We start from the raw sequence: 19441 nt of genomic DNA, 5'->3' as shown, positions 1-19441 counted from the left end.
GAGCCCGCGCCCGGCGAGACACGGCGGCGGCGAAGCGCCGACTCGGCCGAGTCGCATGCTGGCGGCGCCACGGCGAAGACCGGCCGGAGTCCAGGCGCCTCGGCCCAGCCCCCGGCTCCGGCTAACGGACACAGCGGCGCTTATTCGCCGTTTTGGGCCCGCCTCGCGGCGCTAACGGACACACATGACGCTATTTGCGCATTTTCGGCGAGATTTCGCCTGGAAATCGGCAAATAAGCGCGCTGATGTCCGTTAGATTGCCGACGGGGCCGTAGCCGCCGAAATAACGGCCGTGGTGTCCGTTAGCGAGCCCGCGCCCGGCGAGACACGGCGGCGGCGAAGCGCCGACTCGGCCGAGTCGCATGCTGGCGGCGCCACGGCGAAGACCGGCCGGAGTCCAGGAGCCTCGGCCCAGCCCCCGGCTCCGGCTAACGGACACAGCGGCGCTTATTCGCCGTTTTGGGCCCGCCTCGCGGCGCCAACGGACACACATGACGCTATTTGCGCATTTTCGGCGAGATTTCGCCTGGAAATCGGCAAATAAGCGCGCTGGTGTCCGTTAGATTGCCGACGGGGCCGTAGCCGCCGAAATAACGGCCGTGGTGTCCGTTAGCGAGCCCGCGCCCGGCGAGTCCCGTCTCCGACCATGCCGCCTGCACGGCCGAGTCGCACGCTGGCGGCGCCAACGCCAGCCGCGCATGCGGTCCACGGCGGACGCACTCGCCGCTGCGCCAACCGCCGACGCCTTGCCGGCGAGCGCAAAAAAAACCGCCAATTCCCCTTGTCTCCAAGAAGGCGCTGGCGGCTTAATCTTTTTATTTGATCAAATCTTCGACAAATTTAGGAAGAACGAACGCTGCTTTGTGCAGGCGTGCCGTGTAATACTTCGTCGGGAACTCCGGAATGGAAGCTTCCTCGACTTGCAGCGGATCGTGCTTTTTGCTGCCCATGGTGAACGTCCACAGCCCGCTTGGGTAGGTAGGAATGTTCGCGCTGTATACGCGTACGATCGGGAAGATTTCCTTCACATCGCGGTTCACCGTTTGGATCAGGTCCGCTTTGAACCAAGGGTTGTCCGTTTGGGCAACGAAAATGCCGTCTTCTTTCAACGCATCATAAATGCCTTGGTAGAAGCCTTTGGTGAACAGCTCGACCGCCGGACCAACCGGCTCCGTGGAGTCGACCATGATGACGTCGTATGTATTCTTGTGGTCATGAATGTGCATATAGCCGTCGTTCACGATAACTTCGACGCGCGGATTGTCCAACTCACCGGCAATCGTCGGCAAATATTTCTTGGAGTACTCGATAACTTTGCCATCGATATCGACCAGCACCGCTTTCTTCACCTTCGGATGCTTCATGATTTCACGAATCACGCCGCCGTCGCCGCCGCCCACAACAAGCACTTGCTCAGGGTTCGGGTGTGTCACGAGCGCAGGGTGCGCAACCATTTCATGGTATACGAACTCGTCTCTGACTGTTGTCATAACCATGCCGTCCAGCGTCAGCATCGTGCCCCACTCTTCGGTTTCAATCATAGCCAGATCCTGGAAATCCGTTTGTTCTCTTACATAAGTCTCTTTCACTTTGGCTGTAATGCCGAAGCTGTCCGTTTGTTTCTCTGTGTACCACAAATCCATGTTCATTCCTTCTTTCGCCTCTATATTGGATGAATAATGACTGACATTCGTTATCTCTAATCAGTGTTCCACCGGCCTCAAAAGTCATGCAAAATCCGCTCAACTTTCCCGACCCTTCATACGCACAAATTGTATTATAGTTCATTACCCCCAAAATGCAATATTTTCCTAGGTCTTTTACCGATTTCACAAAAAATATTTACAATTTGTTGAATACGGACTGCCATGCTTTTCCATACTGGTTAATACGGCCTAAACCGGCATGAAAGGAGGCAGGATACGATGTCCGATAACGAAAACAACCGTCAACCCGATACAGGCACACCCCCGAAAGCAAGGGAGAAAGAGGTCCCCGCGTCCATGCGCTGGATGCGCCGCATTAAGAAAATGTTTTCCTTCTTCTTCACCTCCTGCGTGCTTCTGCTCATCGCTGCGGCCGTCTTCTTCGTTTATTTGCGCGCTCAGACCCTCCCTGTCACCAAGATGCTGCAAACCTCCCAAATGTTCGATACGCATGGCGAGCTGATCGATACGTTTTATTCGGGGCAGAACCGGCAGGTCGTCACGTTGAACGACATTTCGCCGTACCTCATTAAAGCTACGCTCGCTGTGGAGGACCAGCATTTCTATGATCACTTCGGCGTTGATGTGAAAGCGGTGGCCCGCGCGGCGATCGTGAACGTGCAGGCGATGGCCAAGGTTCAAGGTGCAGGCACGATCACCCAACAGCTGGCCCGGAATTTATATTTGAATCATGACCGAACATGGACGCGGAAAATCAAAGAAACGATCTATGCGGTTCAATTGGAAATGCAGCTAAGCAAGGATGAAATTCTCGCCGATTATTTAAATCAAATATACTACGGTCATTCGACCTACGGCATCGAGACGGCTTCCGAGCTGTTCTTCGGCAAGCACGCCAGCGAGCTGACATTGGCCGAAAGCGCCATGATCGCCGGTGTTCCGAAAGGACCGCGATACTACTCGCCATACTATGATTTGCAAAATGCGATGGACCGGCAGAAGGTCGTTCTGCAAACGATGGTGCGCAGCGGCTTCATCACGCAGGAGGCAGCGGACGCCGCCGCCAAAGAGAAGCTGACGATTCAGCCGTTAACGAAGAAGAAGCCCGCAGCAGCCCCCTATTTCCGGGATTATGTGCGGACGCTCGCGACAGAACAGCTGGGCATTTCGGAGGAGCAATTCGACGAAGGCGGCATTCGCATCTATACCACGCTCGATAAGAAAGCGCAGGATATCGCCGAGAACGTGGTGGCCAAGCAATTGAACGGCAAAACCGAGCTGCAAGCAGCCCTCGTCGCCATTGACCCGCGATCCGGAGAAATCAAGGCGATGGTAGGCGGACGAGACTACTCGGAGAACCAGTTCAACCGGGCGCTCTCGAATACGAGACAGCCTGGGTCATCGTTCAAACCGATCGTTTATATGGTCGCTTTGGAGAATGGGTATACCCCCGTCACACAGGTGAAAAGCGAACCGACGGTCTTCACCTACGACGAGGGCCGGCAGCGCTATACGCCGAGGAACTTCAACGACCAATACGCTAACGCCAACATTGATATGCGGCAGGCGATCTCGAAGTCGGACAATATTTATGCCGTGCATACGATTCTGGATGTCGGACCCCAGAAGGTCATTGATCTGGCCCGCAAGCTGGGCATCGATTCACCGATGAAGCCACTGCCGTCGCTGGCGCTCGGCTCCTTCCCGGTCAGCCCGCTCGAGATGGCTTCCGCCTTCGGCACGATTGCGAACCAAGGCATTCATAAGGAAACGACGGCGATTGTGCGGATTGAGGATGCCGGCGGCAAGATTTTATATGAAGCGAAGCCGAAGGAAGAGCAAGTGCTCAATCCGGCCGTCGCCTATGTGATGACGAATCTGATGGAGAGCGTATTCGAGGAAGGCGGTACGGGCAATCGGGTTGCCGGGACAATCAAGCGGCCGATTGCGGGCAAAACCGGAACGACCGACACTGACGCATGGCTCGTCGGCTTCACGCCTGAGCTCGCTACCGCCGTCTGGGTCGGCTATGATAAAAGCCGGGACATCTCAACCGTCGAGTCCCACCTGGCCTCGCCGATCTTCGCGGAATTTACGGAGCAGACGCTGGAGGCGATACCGCCGAAGCTTTTCCCAACTCCGGAAGGCGTCACCAGCGTCTATATCGACCCCGCGAGCGGCAAGCTGTCCAATGAGGACTGCCCGAATGCCCATCTGGAAGCTTTCCTCGCCGGCACGGAGCCGACGACGTACTGCACGGGCAAGCCCGCCAAGCCGGCCGCCGGCGAGGACGGCAAGAACCCGGCCAAGGGCCAAAACGGTTCTTGGTGGAACGACCTCAAGCGCTGGTGGAACGACTGACCGCGCGGTTTCGGAAAACACAAAAAGGCAGAACTAAGCGCGTCTTAGTCTGCCTTTTTGCTGTCCTAGTATATGAGGTAACATACACTAGGGTCTAGTATACCCGGTTCACAAGTGCGTAACAATGGATGACACATAATGTTCATAATCTCTATGAAGCCTTGCTGCGATTAGGAAAGGGCATCTTTCAGCGCTTGGTCCGAGCGGTTCCACCATTCCACATTATGGGCGATAAGCCGATCTTTGAGCAAGGCGCGCTCGTTATCGGACAAGCCTTCGAGGATGAATTTGCGCTTCATGGCCGCATCCATTTTGTTCACGTGGTCGGCAAGAATTTTCCATCCTTTGCGCGCTTCCGTATCCACCAGCATTTCGCAGGCCGACATGCCGGCATAGTAAGCACCCTCCTCGGTGCGGTCTACCGCCACCCACACGATCCAGGCTTTACGACCGTTCGGCACGTCGTCCTTGTTCGTCGAGAATTTGATCCCTTTCTCGATTTTACTCTTCGCATGAAGCGTCCCCTCATCCAGATACGCCTCATCGCCGTCAATAATAATTCCCGAAACGTTGCTAAGATCGATCGCTCCGGCACCGAAGCCTTTGTGATTCACTTTGGAGCTTACTATATTCAAGGCCAGCTTCTTTTTGTCAGCTTCCATGAGAACACCTTCCACTCTTCGTAATGTTAAAATGACGCTTTGCTTTCATTGTAGCTAAAGTCCATCTCCAGAACAAGAGCCGTGCATCCTGCCCCCGCCAGGCCGTGCCGGCACGCTTGCCAACAATTCTTTTCAGCTCATAGAAATAATCCCCAGGTTGTCTACATATACATGCTGTAGATGCTTGTTAGGCGGGGTGAATCTATTGAGTGTTCTGTTCAAAAACCGCAAGGTACAATGGTTCGTGGTTATGCTCCTTGCAGCAGGCGCCGTCCTGCTGTCTGAAACTTTGCTCCCATCCGCAAGTAAACCGGTACTGCCCGTCGTCTCGCGGGACGAACCCTCAGCTCCGGCACCGGACATGCAGCCCGCGGATCGCGGCAAGCCCCCGGAGAAGCAGACGCCGGAACCGCTCAGTTACCGGATTGCGGAATATCACATGAACGTTGCCTATACGCCGGAGACAAGGCAGCTCCAAGGGCAGCAGACCTTTACATGGGAGAACCCCGGCACCGTTCCTGTGCAGGAAATTTACCTTCATTTGTATCCGAACGCTTTCGCTTCTAAGAAAACGACATTTATGCGCGAATCCGGCGGCAAGCTGCGCCAAGATGAAGCAACGGACGATAGCACCGGACGAATGGACTTGCTTTCCGTGAAATCGTCCGAAGGTGAGGATCTGACGCCGCGTATGGCGTTCGTGCAGCCCGATGACGGCAATAAAGACGACCAGACGCTGCTCAAAATCCCGCTGTCGAAACCGGTTGGAGCCGGAGAACGCGTCACCCTCAAGACGGAGTTCCTCGTCAAGCTGCCCGCAGCTTTCGCCAGAATGGGCTATGTGGATGACTTCGTCATGGCCGGGCAGTGGTTCCCGAAAGTGGCGGCTTATGAGCGCGCAGGCACAAGGGGCCGTGCCGAGCCGGGCTGGAATCTCCATCAATACCACGGAAATTCCGAGTTTTACGCCAATTTCGGCCTTTATGATGTGAAGATTCAAGTACCGGCCAATTACACCGTAGCGGCTACCGGATTCCCGGTGAAGCCTGCCGTGACGGAGAACGGTACGAAGACGTACCAATTCTACGCCGATGACGTGCATGATTTCGCCTGGTCGGCATCGCCGCATTTCGTGTATGTGGAAGAGCCCTTCTCTACACCGCAAATCCCCGGCGTCAAGATTAAGCTTTACCTCGATCCGAATCATCAAGAATTGAAGGACCGCTATATGATCGCCGCCAAAAAGGCGCTGTCCCGGTACAGCCAGTGGTACGGAACTTATCCCTACTCCACGCTCTCGATCGTCGTTCCCCCTCCGGGCGGCAACGGCGCAGGCGGTATGGAGTATCCGACCTTGATAACCGCATGGGGAGCCAGCGATAAGAATCCGGACCTCGATCTGGAACGCGTCGTCGTTCATGAGATCGGACATCAATACTTCTATGGACTCGTAGCCACCAATGAATTCGAGGAGGCGTGGCTGGACGAAGGATTCACCTCCTATGCCGAGGACAAAGTAATGGAAGCTGACTTCGGGCAAGCCCCTAATCTGCCTGTGGAATCAAGCTACATCACTTCCCCCCTTGCCCTGCAAAAAAATGCGTGGACGTACGGAGGCCACGATCAATATGCGGAAAATGTTTATACGAGAGGCAAGCTTGTACTGAAAGCAATTGAAAAGCAGGTTGGCGCGAAGACGATGGACCGCATCATGCGCACTTATTTCCAGCGATGGGAATTCAAGCATCCATCCACCCGCGACTTCCAGGCGGTCGTCGAAGAAGTGACGAAGACGAAGTGGGACGAATTCTTCAACGCTTACGTCTACGGTTCGATGATGATGGACTACACCGTCGAGAGCATTCGTGTGAAAGCCACCGGCAGCAAAGGAACGGGACCTTATGAGAGCTCCGTCCTCATCTCCAAGCGCGGCGGCAACTCGCCCGAGGTGCCGATTCAATTCCATTTCGCCGACGGGACGATGCTGGACAAAACGTGGGACGGCAAGGAGAGCAGCATCGAGTTCAAATTAACGCACACCACGCCGGTCGACTGGGTCCGCATAGACCCGAACTATACGCTCATCCTGGAGAACAAACATATCAATAATTTCATGCAAACTGAAGTGGACACCAAGTGGAAAATCCGCTGGAACCTCGGCATCATCCAATTCCTGCAGGCTATCTTTGGGTGGGTCGCCTGGTAGGCGCCCCACTCTCAATTAACGCTTACGAGGCAAGTTTTCCTTAGGAGGGAACCCCGTGAAAACCTATCTCAACTATGGCTTCAGGGAGGCATTGCGGCAGCCCTTCGCCACCATTGTCTTGTTCATCTATCAGATGGGCTGGGGCATCCTGCTCTATAAGCTGGTGCAGGGGGTGCTCGTCCCGCTTATGCACCGCTATCCCGGCGGCGACCAGCCGAAGGAATCGCTGCACCTCTTTCTCGCGGAGAGCCAGTTCCAGCTGATCAAAACCGACCTCAGCCACTCCTACCTCTGGTGGCTAGCCGTGCTGCTCCTGATTCGCATGCTGCTCACCCCTGTGCTGAACAGCGGCGTCTACTATTCGCTCACGCATACGGATCAAAACGCCGGTTACCGCTTCTTTCGCGGCATCAAGGAGCTGACCTTGCCCTTCTTCATCGCCTATTTGACTCGCCTGGCGCTGTCCCTGCTCCCGCTGATCTGGCTGCTGCCCAAAGCGCAGCGCCTATTCGCGCACAGCACCTCCTACGAAGAGGCCGTCCTCCACTTGCTGCCTTGGCTTGCAGGCATGCTCGTTTACGGCTTCCTCCTGCATCTGCTGTTTATGTATGTCCAGTTCGCCATCGCAGCCCATATGGGCATTATATCCACCTTAATGACCTTCATGCGGCATTCGCTGCCGATTATCGGTTTGTCGCTCATTCTTCTGCTGAGCTCAGGGCTTCTGACGGGGATTACCGTCACGGCAACCTATCTGTGGGCAGGGCTTGCGGCGCTGATGATCTACCAGCTCTTCCCGTTATTCAACATCTTCCTGCAAATGTGGGCGATTTCGTCACAATACCAGCTGCTTACAGCAAAAAGCGAAGGGTGAAGCTCCCCGCTGACATGCAAGGTTATCCGCCAGGTCCGTTCGGATCTTGGCAGATAACCTTTTTCCACTTTTTTCGCTTCTTTTCTTGCTTCCTCTCCCTCTCCGGCATTCCTCCGGCGCATGGATATCATGAACAAGACACTCATTTCCATGCACAAAGCCGCATAAACCCAATACACGCTTTAAAATAAGACACGAATCGACGGAATATGCGCGATCCAACCCCACAGCAAACCACGAACCCTCTATTTTTTCGGTTTAATTCGCCGATGAAATCGTTTACTTCCTTGAAAATTTGGTTTTATTTGTCTGGAAAACGAACGAATTCACTTTTTTTGCCCAAAAATGCCCCGAATAAGGAGGAATTTCGATATTTATGACGAATTACAGTGACTAGCATCATAAAACCAAATATTTCATGCCGAATTCCCCGTCCTTATTGGGGAAACGGGGGAACCATTCCGGGTGAATTGATCTTGCAAGACAGGGATCATAGGGAACCTTCAACCGAACCCTCCAGCTAACCTCGTAGGCACCGGAAGGAGACAAGCAGTTGAAAAAGGTTGTTGCTCTTGCTTTCAGTCTTGTTTTGTTTTTGAGTGTAGCTTTAGGAAGCGCGTCTGCGTCAGAATCCACATTGGACTCAACGGTTGACGGATTGCTTGGAACACCGTACAAAGATGCCGGTACGACAACCAGAGGTTTTGATTGCTCCGGGTTCACCGCATACGTGTTCAACCAATTCGGCATTGACCTTCCTCATAGTTCGGCTGCTCAAAATAAAGAAGGCTACTGGATTGACAAAAGTGATCTTCGCAAAGGCGATCTTGTGTTCTTCAACACAGGAGGCCAAGGTGTTTCTCACGTAGGCATCTACCTTGGAAACGGTGAATTCGTTCATTCGGCATCCAACGAGGGCGTCGTGATTAATAAGCTTAGCCAATCCTATTACGCGAAGAGATATGTATCCGCCAGACGCGTTCTGTGGGATGATATCTACAATCAGCTAACTGCTGAATCCAAGTAATTCTCTTGCTTTACACGAATAAAGCCCGGATAGCTTCAGCTCCCTAGAGCCGCTTTCAGGGCTTTTATTCATTTCGGACCTTAAGAAAGGATACCCGCCATGTCGCAAACAAGCTACTCCGGCAACCCGCCTTTCCCCAGTATCATCCAGTCTCTTGAAGAGCTAAGACCGCGTGTAGGCGAACCACACCTGGCCGTGCAGCACAAGGTCGTCTCGAGCATGGATGATCACATTCGTGCCTTCGTGGCCAAATCACCGTTATTCTTCCTGTCCACTTCCAACCAGTCCGGTCTGTGCGACGTCTCTCCGCGCGGGGATGAGCCCGGTTTCGTCCGCATCCTCGATGATAAGCGCCTGATCTATCCGGAAAGACTCGGGAACCGGCGCATTGACTCCTTGCAAAATCTGCTCACTAATCCGCAAGTCGGCATGGTGTTCCTTATTCCTGGCGTGGAAACCGTCCTGCGGATTAACGGCCGGGCATGGCTGACGCAGGACGAGGAGCTGCTTGCCGGTATGCAGCTTAACGGCAAGCAGCCTGTTGTCGGCGTCGGCGTCGGCGTCGAAGTGCAGGAATGCTTCATTCACTGCAGCCGGGCTCTCAAGCTGGCCCGCGTCTGGCAGCAGGATACGTGGCTGCCTGAGCAGGAGCATCCGGATTCGATGTCCATGTTCCGCGCTCACGTGGCGCGCAACGGCATCGAGCTGAAAGAATAACTTGACATAGCATGTAAGCCGTCCTATAATAGCGGCATCGGTTTTCTAGGGTTCCGTGACGCTGCAGCGCCAGTCTGGTCCGAGAGAAAACACACAGCGAATACGCTGTGAACACGGAGGGAGAAAAGCCCGGGAGTCATATCGCGCAGCGATAGTGCTTCCAGGCTTTTTTCTTTGTGTCCGGGTTAGGATGACCCGCAATGAAGGAGGGATTCAACATGGCATGGCTGTATCTTGTCATAGCAGGCGTTTTCGAGGTGGTATGGGCCATCTCCTTGAAATTTTCCAACGGTTTCACGCGTTTGGTGCCGTCCGTTATCACGGTTACCGGCATGATCATCAGCTTTTATTTCCTGGCTGTCGCCACCAAGACGCTCCCCATCGGCACCGCCTATGCGGCATGGACAGGGATCGGCGCCGTAGGGGCGATCATTGTCGGCACCCTTTTCCTGAACGAGCCGGTCAGTTTGACGCGTATTTTGTTCATGATCCTTATTCTTGTCGGGGTTCTCGGACTGAAGTTCACATCCGGACACTGATCGATCCCCAAGCGGCCGATGAGATAAGGGGTTAGGCCACCGTATAACTCACATACCAGAAGGAGCTGCCGACATAGATCCGCAAGTTCTCGGACAGAGGCTTAAAGATCTCGTTCAATTCCTCATACGTGTAGTAATTTTTGAGGATTTCATGCTTGGAGCCGTCGGCCAGCTCCCTTCTTTTGTACGTATCCTCGCTGTGCTCGCTCGCGATCAGCTCCCCGCCCCTGCCGGGAACGTATACATTATCGGCGATCAAGACGTGCGCTCCTTGGCCTAGACGTTCATGGAAGCCTTGCAGGAAGGCGTTCAGGCGGTTTTTGGGAATATGCGAGAACCAGAAATTGGCCAGTCCGCAATCGAAGTCCCCTTCGATATCCCCAAGCCGGTAAGCATCCCCTTGAACAAAGGCTGCGTTGCGCTTCGGCCACGGCTTGGACTTCGCAATCTGCAAGACCTCGGGCCGAATGTCCACGCCCACGATGCGCTCAGCCGCTTCGGCGGCATACTGCGTCCAGTACCCGGTGCCGCAAGCAATCTCCAGAACGCTCCTCCCCGCTGTCAGCTTCCTTACCACAGCCGCAATGAGCTCAAGCTCCTGCCGGTAATCCGCATCCTCCCGCGCATAGATATGCTCATACTCCGCCGCTCGCGCCCCATAGTATTCCTGCATGCTTGCCTTCTCATCATGAAGCTGCTGCTGCTTCTCCTTCACCTCGTGCAGCATTCTTCCTCTGGATGCCAGCAAGTCGCCGAAAATAGCTCCGCCCTGTTCCGCATAATTGGCGAGCAAACCATGCGTTGCCATCACAATAAGCTGTGTCATCGACAAGCCCGTTTCTTCCGCCATGCGCTCCAGATCTTCCTTGACCTTCTCCGGCAGGTAGACGGAGAGCCTCTTTGTTTTATCGGCTTTATCCTCCATTGGTCATTACCCCCTCATTTTTATTGTTATTTTAACATATATTATGTGTTATAAAAATATATATTTTGTGCTTTCCACTCACGAAATTAAATTAGGCTTCCTGAAATAACCTTCCCTAGCCATTAACCCTCGCAGTTCGCTCTATCAGACATAGAATACTAAGCAAGTATATTCATATGTTGATAGGAGATGGCGACATGATGCAAAAACGTATTGCCGGCAAGCCGAGCCGTATTGTCCGGCTCCCCAAGAGCGCAGGGCTGCCTAGAGCCAAAGCGATGCAGCTCTACCGTACCCAACTGAGAAAGTTTCATAAACCTGGATCAGGGCGCTTTATTAGCCAAACGACGGTATCGATCGGTACCGACAACTCATGGTTCAATGCCCAGATTATCCCCCGCGATCCTGCATGGGTGCAGGTACCCAACGCCAATTATGTTTGGTATTCCGGCAATCTGAACAGTGAGAATGCAATCATCTCAACGCGTTTCACACTTTCGCAGCGCAGAGCTATCCTCAGCGCTTCACTCTTCCTGTCCGTCGACAACTACGCGGTCGTTATCATTAACGGGGTACCGCTGCTCTTTGACGGCCCGCAGAATACGCCTTCGTTCTACAACCCGGGACGCACGTTCGACGTTCGGCGTTTCCTGCGCCGCGGGCGCAACGATGTCGTCATCATCGCCTTCAACTTCGGCGGACCGCGCAGCGCCACCATGCCGGCCGGTGTCGCCGCCAGATTCGACATCCGTCTGAGCTCCTTGCAGTAGCACCACAAAAAAACCGGGCCTCCATCCGTCGGATGGGTCCCGGTTTCTTTATGCCAGCGGCATTTTACATCAGCTGTCTCTCGCGGCCATAGCGCTTTTTGAGCATGTTCAGGAAAAATTGCAGCGACAGGAACAGCAGCGCGAAGCTCGTGCCTGCACTCAAAATAATCCACGGATGCAGCCTGATATACCTGGATCCGTAAGCGATCATGGACAGCCATTCGCCCGAAGTGGTGATGGTGATCGAATAGCCCGCGTCGCTGTCGCCGATCGTTTCCGTACCGCCCAGTACGAGATTGAACACCGCAAGCTGTCCCAGCAAGAAGAGGACCTGCATGAACTCGCTAAGGAAGATGAACATCATTTCGCTTCTCATACAAGGAATCAAGTGCCGGACCGTCCGATGCACGACGGAGCCGCCCATCAAGCGTGAAGCTTCTATAAATAGCTTGTCATTATAGTAGCGAGCCCGCTCTGCGATTTGATGAGCTAGAGGGAATATGCCGATGAGGGTGACCAGAAGAATGAACGTTGCCGAGAAAAGCAGCTTGTAGTCCGGATCGGCTTTCGCCCATTGATCCAACCGAAGACCGAAGTACATACCGGCCAGCGGAGGAAACAGGAAAACAAATGCAGGCACCGCTGCGACAACCCACTGCATCGCATGGAGCACGCCGCGGCCTCTTCCGGTCGTCCCGCTCCACATGCCCCAAGGCAGCGCGAAGGCGAACCGCAGCAGCGTTAGAGCCAGCGCGGTACCCAGCGTGTATTTAAGCCCGTTGAGCAGCAGACTCAGCACATCGAAGCCCCGGTGGTCCGTCCCCAGCAGGAACGTACCGTTCGGGGAGAACGGCGGAATGCTGTAGCGCGTCTTGCCGTCCTGCTCATATTGAATCATGTTGATTTTATCCTCGGGCGATATCCCGTGCGGCTTCAGCCACGTCCCGAAGACCGCGAGAAGAAGGATCAGGACGATCAAGCCGGCCGAGAGGTAGAACGCAGCGGATGAACGCTTCATCATGAGGACGGCACCTCCCCCGTGCGTACGAGCCATCTCTTGCGGAGCAGCGCATACAGCGCATGGAATGCCAGCGCAACGAGAGCCAGCGCGATGCAGATGACGGACATGGAGGAGACATTTTGCAGGGCAGGCGAGATAATGAAGCCCCCCAGGCCAAGGATTCCGCAGATCGCCTCGGCAACCGCCATGCTGGCCAGTGCCAAGGTCGTCGCCTTCGGCAGAATGCCCAGCAAATCAGCCATCACATTGCGCACCACGTGGCTGAACAGCACCTCGCCGCGGGTCAGCCCCTTGGCTTGCGCCGTGACGACGTAGTCCTGCGCCAGCTCCCGGGCGATCGCGATGCGAAGCGTACCGTAAATCGTAACCGACGGGATGAGCGCGATGGTGAGGAACGGGATCATGAACGGCGTTTTGTCGCCGACCTGGACGATCAGCAGCACGAAATGCCCCAGAAATTTCGTGGCATAGACCGCGCCTAATTGTATGAGTACGATTAGGAAGAAGTCGGGCAAGCCCACAAGCAGGGCATGCACACCGTCAAGCACTGCGCCTAACCGGCGCCACATCGAGGCCGCCAGCGCCGTAAGCATGCTTAGGGCAATAGCCAAGAGCAAGCCCGGAATGAAATAGGTGCATGTGCGAAGCAGCATGACGGGCAGCTCCCCCAGCACGGACAATTCCTTGCGGTTGTATGGATTGCGGAACTTGCCGAGATCGCCATGCAGGAAGCCTTGGAGCTGGTCTTTCACCGTATACGCGTAGTACTTCCAGGAGATCACGGGCGTCTCCAATGGCACGCTGCTTGCGCGAAAAATCCCTTTAATCGCCGCTGTCTTGCCGATATAGTCCCACGTCGTGCCGTAGGGGACCGACAGCAGACCGGCCTTCTCGTTCAGCACCCGGCTGCCCGGCAGTTGGCTGCTGATCGCGTGGATGCTCGTATCGGGGCCGATCGCAATCCGAATCTGATCCGGCTCCGTAGACATGAACGCGTTTCGAATGTTGCTTAGGAAGAAGATACACAGGAGCGTAAACAGCCCCAGCAACAGCCACCGAATGATCGACTTCAACTCTGGTCACCTCGTCCTATTATTTACCGCTGGTAGATAACTATTTTCATAGTTTACCACGATTCATTTGGGAGTACTATCCATTTATTGATGGCAAAAAGTGGCCCCGCAAGGAGAGGCTGCCGACGCCCGTAGTTAGGTTGGCGTCTGTCAGCAGCGATGCGCTTGATCAAGCGCGCACAATGCCAAAAAAACCTGGCGCAAGATCCAATGATCCTGCGCCAGGTCCCCTTTAAGAGCTAAACTGCGCTTGATGCAGCCGGCTGTATACACCGCCCACCGCAATAAGCTCCTCATGTCCGCCTTGCTCGGTAATGCCCTGCTCCGTCACGACGACGATACGGTCGGCGTTCTTGATCGTCGCCAAGCGGTGAGCGATGACCAGCGTCGTCCGGCCCTGCGACAGCTCAGCCAGCGACTGCTGGATGGCCGCCTCCGTCTCCGTATCCAGCGCCGATGTCGCCTCATCGAGGATGAGGATCGGCGGATTCTTCAAAAACATCCGCGCGATCGCAAGCCGCTGCTTCTGCCCCCCGGACAGCTTGACGCCGCGCTCGCCGACAACGGTATCCAGCCCCTTCGGCTGGGACTGGATGTAGCCCTCAAGCTGCGCCCGTCGAGCCGCCTCCCAGATCTCGGCGTCCGTCGCATTCAGCTTGCCGTAGGCGATGTTCTCCCGCAAGGTGCCGGAGAACAAGAACACATCCTGCTGCACGATGCCGATCTGGCGGCGCAGCGATTGAAGCTCGATGTCGCGGATGTCCATGCCATCGATCGAGATGCTGCCTTCGTTCACGTCGTAGAATCTCGGCAGCAAGCTGCAGATCGTCGTCTTCCCCGCTCCGGACGGACCGACGAACGCGACCGTCTCCCCTGCCCGTATGGTCAGGGAGATATCGTTCAGCACGCGCGCTTCGCCGCCATACCCGAAGGCAACGGAGTCGAACGTGATCTGGCCCTGGAGATGGTCTACCTTCACGGCGTCAGGCCGATCCGACACCTCCGGCTCCGTGTCCATCACTTCGCAATACCGTTTGAATCCGGCAATCCCTTTGGGATAGCTCTCGATAACGTTATTAATCTTCTGAATCGGCCCCAGGAACACATTCGTGAGCAGGACGAAGGCGATGAATTCCCCGTAGGAAATTTGTTTGTCGATCACGAACCAGGTGCCGCAAATCAAGACGAACACGGTCACAAGACGCATAAGAATATAGCTAAGGGAGATGTTCCACGCCATGATTTTATAGGATAGCAGCTTCGTGATTCGGAAACGCCCGTTATTGTCCTCGAACAGCTTCTTCTCGTAGGACTCATTGGCGAAAGCCTGCACTACTCGAATACCGCCGATGTTGTCTTCGACACGGGCATTAATATCCGCTAAGTCCCCCATCATCCGGCGGAACGTCTTCGTCATTTTCTGATTGAAGTACACCGCAATCCAGAGCAGCACAGGCACAATAACGAAGGTTAACAGCGCCAGCTTCACATTAATGCTCATCATCAGTATGAATGCGCCGATCAGCGTCATTACGGCGATGAACAAATCCTCGGGACCATGGTGGGCCACTTCGCCGATCTCCAGCAAATCGTTGGCCATGCGCGACATCAATTGACCGGTCTTGTTATTGTCGTAGAACCGGAACGATAGCTTCTGGAGATGATCGAACATTTTCTTGCGCATGTCCGTCTCGATGTTAATCCCCAGCTTATGCCCCCAATATGTAACTACGAAGTTCAGCACGGTGTTGAGTCCATAAACGGCAAGCAGGCCGGCGCAAGCCCAAAGAATCCAGCTCCAGTTCCCGGCAGGCAGCAATTTGTCGACAACCTGATTCACGGCGAGCGGGAAGCCCAGCTCCAACAATCCGGCCACAACAGCGCAGGTAAAATCCAAAATAAATAGATGCTTATAAGGCCTATAGTATGAGAAAAACCGCTTTAACACGAAAATTCCACCTCCTTCGCCTAGTATACATGAAACCAAAATGAAAGACCAAAAATAGGCAATTGCCCGAGGACAGCTGTCCACTATTCTCATATATATAGTTCAAAGGCAATCTGTGCGCGGAGGGACTGACATGCTTATCAACTCGTTGGATACGCGAACCGCTATTTTCCTGGCAGCGATGTGCAGCCAGAGTTATGAACTGTTTCAACATGGTCCGGACAGCGTTATTTTACCGCAAAATTACCAAATGGTCTCCTCCTTCACAGCCACCTCCTTTCTTAGTGACAAAGAAGCCTACGGCTTCATCGCCCAGTCCGACGGACAGATTATAATTGTATTTCGGGGAACGAATACAGCCTCCGATTGGGTATCCGATGTTATCGCGAGGCAAAGTACTTACCCGTACGCCAAGGACGGCGGACTTGTGCACAAAGGCTTCCTCGACATCTATAACAGCGCCCGCAGGCAGATTATGGCCACGATCGTCAAGCTGAATCCCCGCAAGACGCTTTACCTGACAGGCCACAGCCTCGGAGGGGCGCTCGCTGCGCTATGCGCCGTCGATCTCGCAACGGTTACCAAATTCAGAGAGCCTTCCATCTATACGTATGGTTCGCCGAGAGTCGGTAATCCCGCTTTCGCCAGCTTGTTCAACCGCAGAACCGGGCCTCACTACCGGATTTATAACACGAATGATATCGTTCCGGAACTTCCGCCTTTCCTCTACAAATCGCCGCGAACCGATCAAACCTACCACTATCTGCATGTCAAGAAAGGGGTCGAACTCACCTACCAGGCAGGGTCCGTCTCCGCGAATCACGCCATCAGCGGCTATTATCACGAGCTGGCGAAGCTGGATCCCCGTTACGCGGAGCAGCTGCAAAGCCGAACGCCCGGATTCTGCCCCTAAGGAGGCTGGGGGATGGTTGAAACCACCTGATAAAGGCAAAGATAAAGGTTGATATGTATTTCATACGGAAAGGGAGCTCGACCTTGGTCCTCGTCATTAACCTCATGTTCGTCTGGCTCAGCATCCATGTATTAGCAGGGCTTCCCAACAAGCTGCCGCTTGTCTTCAATGTCCTGCTGTACATGCTGCTTTCAATCGTAGATATCAATAAATTAACGTTTATGAGTGACGTCTGGGACCTGTTCCTCATCAGCAATGAAGTTCCGGCGCATTTGTCCGTCATTGGTTATCGGGACTTCACCTTCTCACTTACGCTGCTTGCGTATGCCAACGTCTTTTTCACAGCCGTTAAGCCCCTTACGAAACTCGGGATCTCTCTGTACACGTTCCTTTTTTTGTATCTGAGCGCCTCAGCCTTGAGGTGGACCGGCGCCATTACCGATTTGTCCTGGAATGGCTTCTATGAAACCGCCTGCCTGGCGATCATGATGCTGCTCACCTATGGGTTCTCCCGTTTGCTGCTCCGGCTCATGCGGAAGGAGATGTCCCCATGAGTGACGTCATCATCTATGATTCCTCCTTCGATGCCAACGAATGGTTTGTCCTTGCCATCCTTGCCGCAGGAGTGGTTGCCATTTGGCTCCTGCCCAGGAGGTTCACGATGGAGCAAGCCCTGTTCAACTTACTGACAGGGATCGTACTGGGCCTTATGCTCGATCATACACTGGCTCTACCTCCCTTCGATCTCTACGATGTCGGGGATGAATCTACTTACTCCCTGTTCGATATGTTCTCCTATGCCATGTATGCTCCTTATGGCTATCTATTTATTTATATATATAAAAGGTGGCGGATTAAAGGCCTCTACACCATCCCTTATATTCTGGTTTGGAGCCTCGTAAGTGTCGGCATCGAGTGGCTGAGCGTGAAGGTCGGCGTCTTTCATTACAAGAACGGGTACCATTTAAACTTTTCCTTCCCGATTTACTTGTTTTTGCAGTCCATGCACGTCCTGCTGTTCCGATCCTTTTTCCCCGATAGCTTTAAAAAAAAATGAAGAACGCACCGTAACCCTGACAATCTCTTGTCAGGGTTGTTTGTTTATAATTCGGATATATCCTGCAATCGAACAAAGAAAGGAAATGATAACATGAAACAAAAAAACCAAACCGGCTTTGTCATTGCCGGACTTTTACTGGCCATTCTTATGGCCTCCATGGACAATACCATCGTTGCCACGGCGATGGGCTCCATTATCGCAGACCTCGGAGGACTGGATAAATTCGTTTGGGTGACCTCGGCCTATATGGTTGCCGAAATGGCAGGGATGCCGATCTTCGGCAAGCTCTCGGATATGTATGGACGCAAGCGCTTCTTCGTCTTCGGCATTCTCGTCTTCATGCTGGGCTCCGCCTTGTGCGGAACGGCAACTTCGATCGTACAGTTGAGCATTTACCGCGCCATCCAAGGGATCGGCGGCGGAGCTCTGGTCCCCGTCGCTTTCACAATCATGTTCGATGCCGTCGCACCGGAAAGCCGCGGCAAGCTGATGGGACTGTTCGGCGCCGTTTTCGGCATGTCCAGCATTTTCGGACCGCTGCTTGGCGCTTATATGACCGATTATGTGAAGTGGGAATGGATTTTCTACATTAACCTTCCGTTAGGCCTCATTGCCTTCCTCATGGTGGCGGCAGGCTATAAGGAATCGCTGCAGCATGCCAAACAGCGGATCGACTGGGCCGGCGCGCTGACGCTGGTAGGCGCGATCGTCTGTCTCATGTTTGCTCTGGAGCTTGGCGGCAAGCAGTTCGCATGGAACTCCGCTCCTATCAGCGGATTATTCGCCGGCTTTATCTTGCTAGCTGCTGCTTTCATCTACGCGGAGACGAAAGCCGAAGAACCGATTATCTCTTTCCGCATGTTCCGTGACCGCCTCTATGCTTCCAGCAATGCGATCGCCATGTTAAGCGGTGCCGCTTTCATCACAGCATCGGTTTATATACCAATCTTCATTCAGGGTGTGCTCGGCGGCAGCGCTACAAATTCCGGCCTTGTCCTGCTTCCCATGATGCTCGGTACGGTCGTTACGGCAACCGCCGGGGGCTTTCTGATCAGCAAATTTACGTACCGCGCGATTCTCATCCCGACGCTGATCCTGCTTGTCGCGGGGATGGCCCTCCTGCTGACATTAACGCCGGATTCCTCCCGTCTGCAGGTCACACTGTTCATGATTCTAGTCGGTCTTGGCATCGGCGCATCCTTCTCCGTGCTCAGCAACGCAGCCATTCATTCCGTACCGGCCAACCGCCGCGGAGCCGCCTCTTCGACGCTGAACTTTCTACGTTCGCTCGGCATGACGATCGGCATCACGATCTTCGGCATTATCCAAAGCCACTCGCTGACCAGGCACTTGACAGATGCCTTCAACGTAAGCGGCAGCTCCGCACTGCCGCAGGGGCTGGATTTTAAAGATCCGCATGCGCTCCTCGATCCGGTCACCCGCGCGCAAATACCAGAAGGAGTACTGAGTCAGACATCAGCAAGTCTCTCCTCGTCCATCGTGGCAACCTTCGCCTGGGGACTTATCCCAGCCGTTCTTGCTCTGGCGGCCGCATGCGTCATGAGCAGAGAGAAGTTCGACATTCCCACCGATTCGGAAACCGCACTCGCCGCTGCTTCGCATTAATATCAACGTCCTTTTCCATGACGCCGACATGGAAAAGGGCGTTTTTCATTTC

Annotated in this window: 19 protein-coding genes and 2 riboswitches; of the genes, 11 read left to right on the top strand and 8 right to left on the bottom strand. The window is 54.3% G+C overall.

Annotated elements, in window-relative coordinates; genetic code table 11:
• Nucleotides 1-190: 190 nt before the first annotated feature.
• The 3 genes from J2X61_RS32360 to speE form a co-directional block, all read right to left on the bottom strand.
• Nucleotides 191-439, bottom strand: coding sequence for a hypothetical protein (locus J2X61_RS32360; RefSeq protein ID WP_310194106.1), 249 nt, complete (start codon nt 437-439; stop codon nt 191-193).
• 58 nt (nt 440-497) lie between these two features.
• Nucleotides 498-686: a hypothetical protein gene (locus J2X61_RS32355; RefSeq protein ID WP_274471699.1), complete on the bottom strand. Its 189-nt coding sequence runs from the start codon at nt 684-686 to the stop codon at nt 498-500.
• A 129-nt stretch (nt 687-815) separates the two neighbouring features.
• Nucleotides 816-1643 carry a polyamine aminopropyltransferase gene (gene speE, locus J2X61_RS32350; protein WP_274471700.1) on the bottom strand — a complete coding sequence of 276 codons (828 nt, stop codon included), beginning with the start codon at nt 1641-1643 and terminating at the stop codon, nt 816-818.
• 282 nt (nt 1644-1925) lie between these two features.
• On the opposite strand from speE, the gene J2X61_RS32345 reads away from it, so the two are divergent.
• Nucleotides 1926-4028, top strand: coding sequence for a transglycosylase domain-containing protein (locus tag J2X61_RS32345; RefSeq protein WP_379240657.1), 2103 nt, complete (start codon nt 1926-1928; stop codon nt 4026-4028).
• A 170-nt stretch (nt 4029-4198) separates the two neighbouring features.
• Here J2X61_RS32345 and J2X61_RS32340 read toward each other — a convergent pair whose 3' ends face one another.
• Nucleotides 4199-4690: a YwhD family protein gene (locus J2X61_RS32340; RefSeq protein ID WP_274471701.1), complete on the bottom strand. Its 492-nt coding sequence runs from the start codon at nt 4688-4690 to the stop codon at nt 4199-4201.
• A gap of 250 nt (nt 4691-4940) precedes the next feature.
• Here J2X61_RS32340 and J2X61_RS32335 point away from each other — a divergent pair, with 250 nt between their 5' ends.
• From J2X61_RS32335 to sugE, 5 genes are all read left to right on the top strand, one after another.
• Nucleotides 4941-6896 (top strand): M1 family metallopeptidase, encoded by a 1956-nt coding sequence (locus J2X61_RS32335; protein WP_274471992.1) that lies wholly within the window; start codon nt 4941-4943, stop codon nt 6894-6896.
• Between the two features lie 55 nt (nt 6897-6951).
• Nucleotides 6952-7770, top strand: a complete 819-nt coding sequence (locus J2X61_RS32330) for a hypothetical protein (RefSeq protein ID WP_274471702.1) — start codon at nt 6952-6954, stop codon at nt 7768-7770.
• 409 nt (nt 7771-8179) lie between these two features.
• Nucleotides 8180-8320: riboswitch (cyclic di-AMP (ydaO/yuaA leader) on the top strand.
• A 3-nt stretch (nt 8321-8323) separates the two neighbouring features.
• On the top strand, nt 8324-8797 hold the full coding sequence (locus J2X61_RS32325) for a C40 family peptidase (RefSeq protein ID WP_274471703.1): 474 nt from the start codon (nt 8324-8326) through the stop codon (nt 8795-8797).
• A 99-nt stretch (nt 8798-8896) separates the two neighbouring features.
• Complete coding sequence (locus J2X61_RS32320; RefSeq protein WP_310194098.1) at nt 8897-9514, top strand: MSMEG_1061 family FMN-dependent PPOX-type flavoprotein; 618 nt, start codon at nt 8897-8899, stop codon at nt 9512-9514.
• A 34-nt stretch (nt 9515-9548) separates the two neighbouring features.
• Nucleotides 9549-9652: riboswitch (guanidine-I (ykkC/yxkD leader) on the top strand.
• Between the two features lie 80 nt (nt 9653-9732).
• Entirely contained in the window at nt 9733-10053 is a 321-nt protein-coding gene (sugE, locus tag J2X61_RS32315; protein WP_310194095.1) for a quaternary ammonium compound efflux SMR transporter SugE, read from the top strand.
• 31 nt (nt 10054-10084) lie between these two features.
• On the opposite strand, the gene J2X61_RS32310 is transcribed toward sugE, so the two are convergent.
• Complete coding sequence (locus J2X61_RS32310; RefSeq protein WP_310194092.1) at nt 10085-10978, bottom strand: methyltransferase domain-containing protein; 894 nt, start codon at nt 10976-10978, stop codon at nt 10085-10087.
• Nucleotides 10979-11175: 197 nt separating this feature from the next.
• Here J2X61_RS32310 and J2X61_RS32305 point away from each other — a divergent pair, with 197 nt between their 5' ends.
• Complete coding sequence (locus tag J2X61_RS32305) at nt 11176-11748, top strand: hypothetical protein (protein WP_274471707.1); 573 nt, start codon at nt 11176-11178, stop codon at nt 11746-11748.
• A 64-nt stretch (nt 11749-11812) separates the two neighbouring features.
• Here the strand turns inward: J2X61_RS32305 and J2X61_RS32300 are convergent, their stop codons facing one another.
• From J2X61_RS32300 to J2X61_RS32290, 3 genes are all read right to left on the bottom strand, one after another.
• Nucleotides 11813-12769: an ABC transporter permease subunit gene (locus J2X61_RS32300; protein ID WP_310194089.1), complete on the bottom strand. Its 957-nt coding sequence runs from the start codon at nt 12767-12769 to the stop codon at nt 11813-11815.
• Complete coding sequence (locus tag J2X61_RS32295) at nt 12766-13842, bottom strand: ABC transporter permease subunit (protein WP_274471709.1); 1077 nt, start codon at nt 13840-13842, stop codon at nt 12766-12768. The genes J2X61_RS32300 and J2X61_RS32295 overlap by 4 nt, the downstream gene beginning before the upstream one ends.
• Nucleotides 13843-14074: 232 nt before the next feature.
• On the bottom strand, nt 14075-15790 hold the full coding sequence (locus J2X61_RS32290) for an ABC transporter ATP-binding protein (protein ID WP_310194087.1): 1716 nt from the start codon (nt 15788-15790) through the stop codon (nt 14075-14077).
• A gap of 133 nt (nt 15791-15923) precedes the next feature.
• Here J2X61_RS32290 and J2X61_RS32285 point away from each other — a divergent pair, with 133 nt between their 5' ends.
• From J2X61_RS32285 to J2X61_RS32270, 4 genes are all read left to right on the top strand, one after another.
• Nucleotides 15924-16703 (top strand): lipase family protein, encoded by a 780-nt coding sequence (locus tag J2X61_RS32285; RefSeq protein ID WP_274471711.1) that lies wholly within the window; start codon nt 15924-15926, stop codon nt 16701-16703.
• Between the two features lie 53 nt (nt 16704-16756).
• Nucleotides 16757-17257, top strand: a complete 501-nt coding sequence (locus tag J2X61_RS32280) for a hypothetical protein (protein ID WP_274471712.1) — start codon at nt 16757-16759, stop codon at nt 17255-17257.
• Nucleotides 17254-17760: a hypothetical protein gene (locus J2X61_RS32275; protein WP_310194083.1), complete on the top strand. Its 507-nt coding sequence runs from the start codon at nt 17254-17256 to the stop codon at nt 17758-17760. The genes J2X61_RS32280 and J2X61_RS32275 overlap by 4 nt, the downstream gene beginning before the upstream one ends.
• 93 nt (nt 17761-17853) lie before the next feature.
• Entirely contained in the window at nt 17854-19389 is a 1536-nt protein-coding gene (locus J2X61_RS32270; protein WP_310194081.1) for an MDR family MFS transporter, read from the top strand.
• The last annotated feature ends 52 nt before the right edge of the window (nt 19390-19441 follow it).

It is taken from the genome of Bacillus sp. 3255, from assembly GCF_031456485.1.
Classification (GTDB): Bacteria; Bacillota; Bacilli; order Paenibacillales; family NBRC-103111; genus Paenibacillus_E.
Note: the sequence above shows the minus strand (reverse complement) of the source record. Positions and strands in the feature narration are given on the sequence as shown.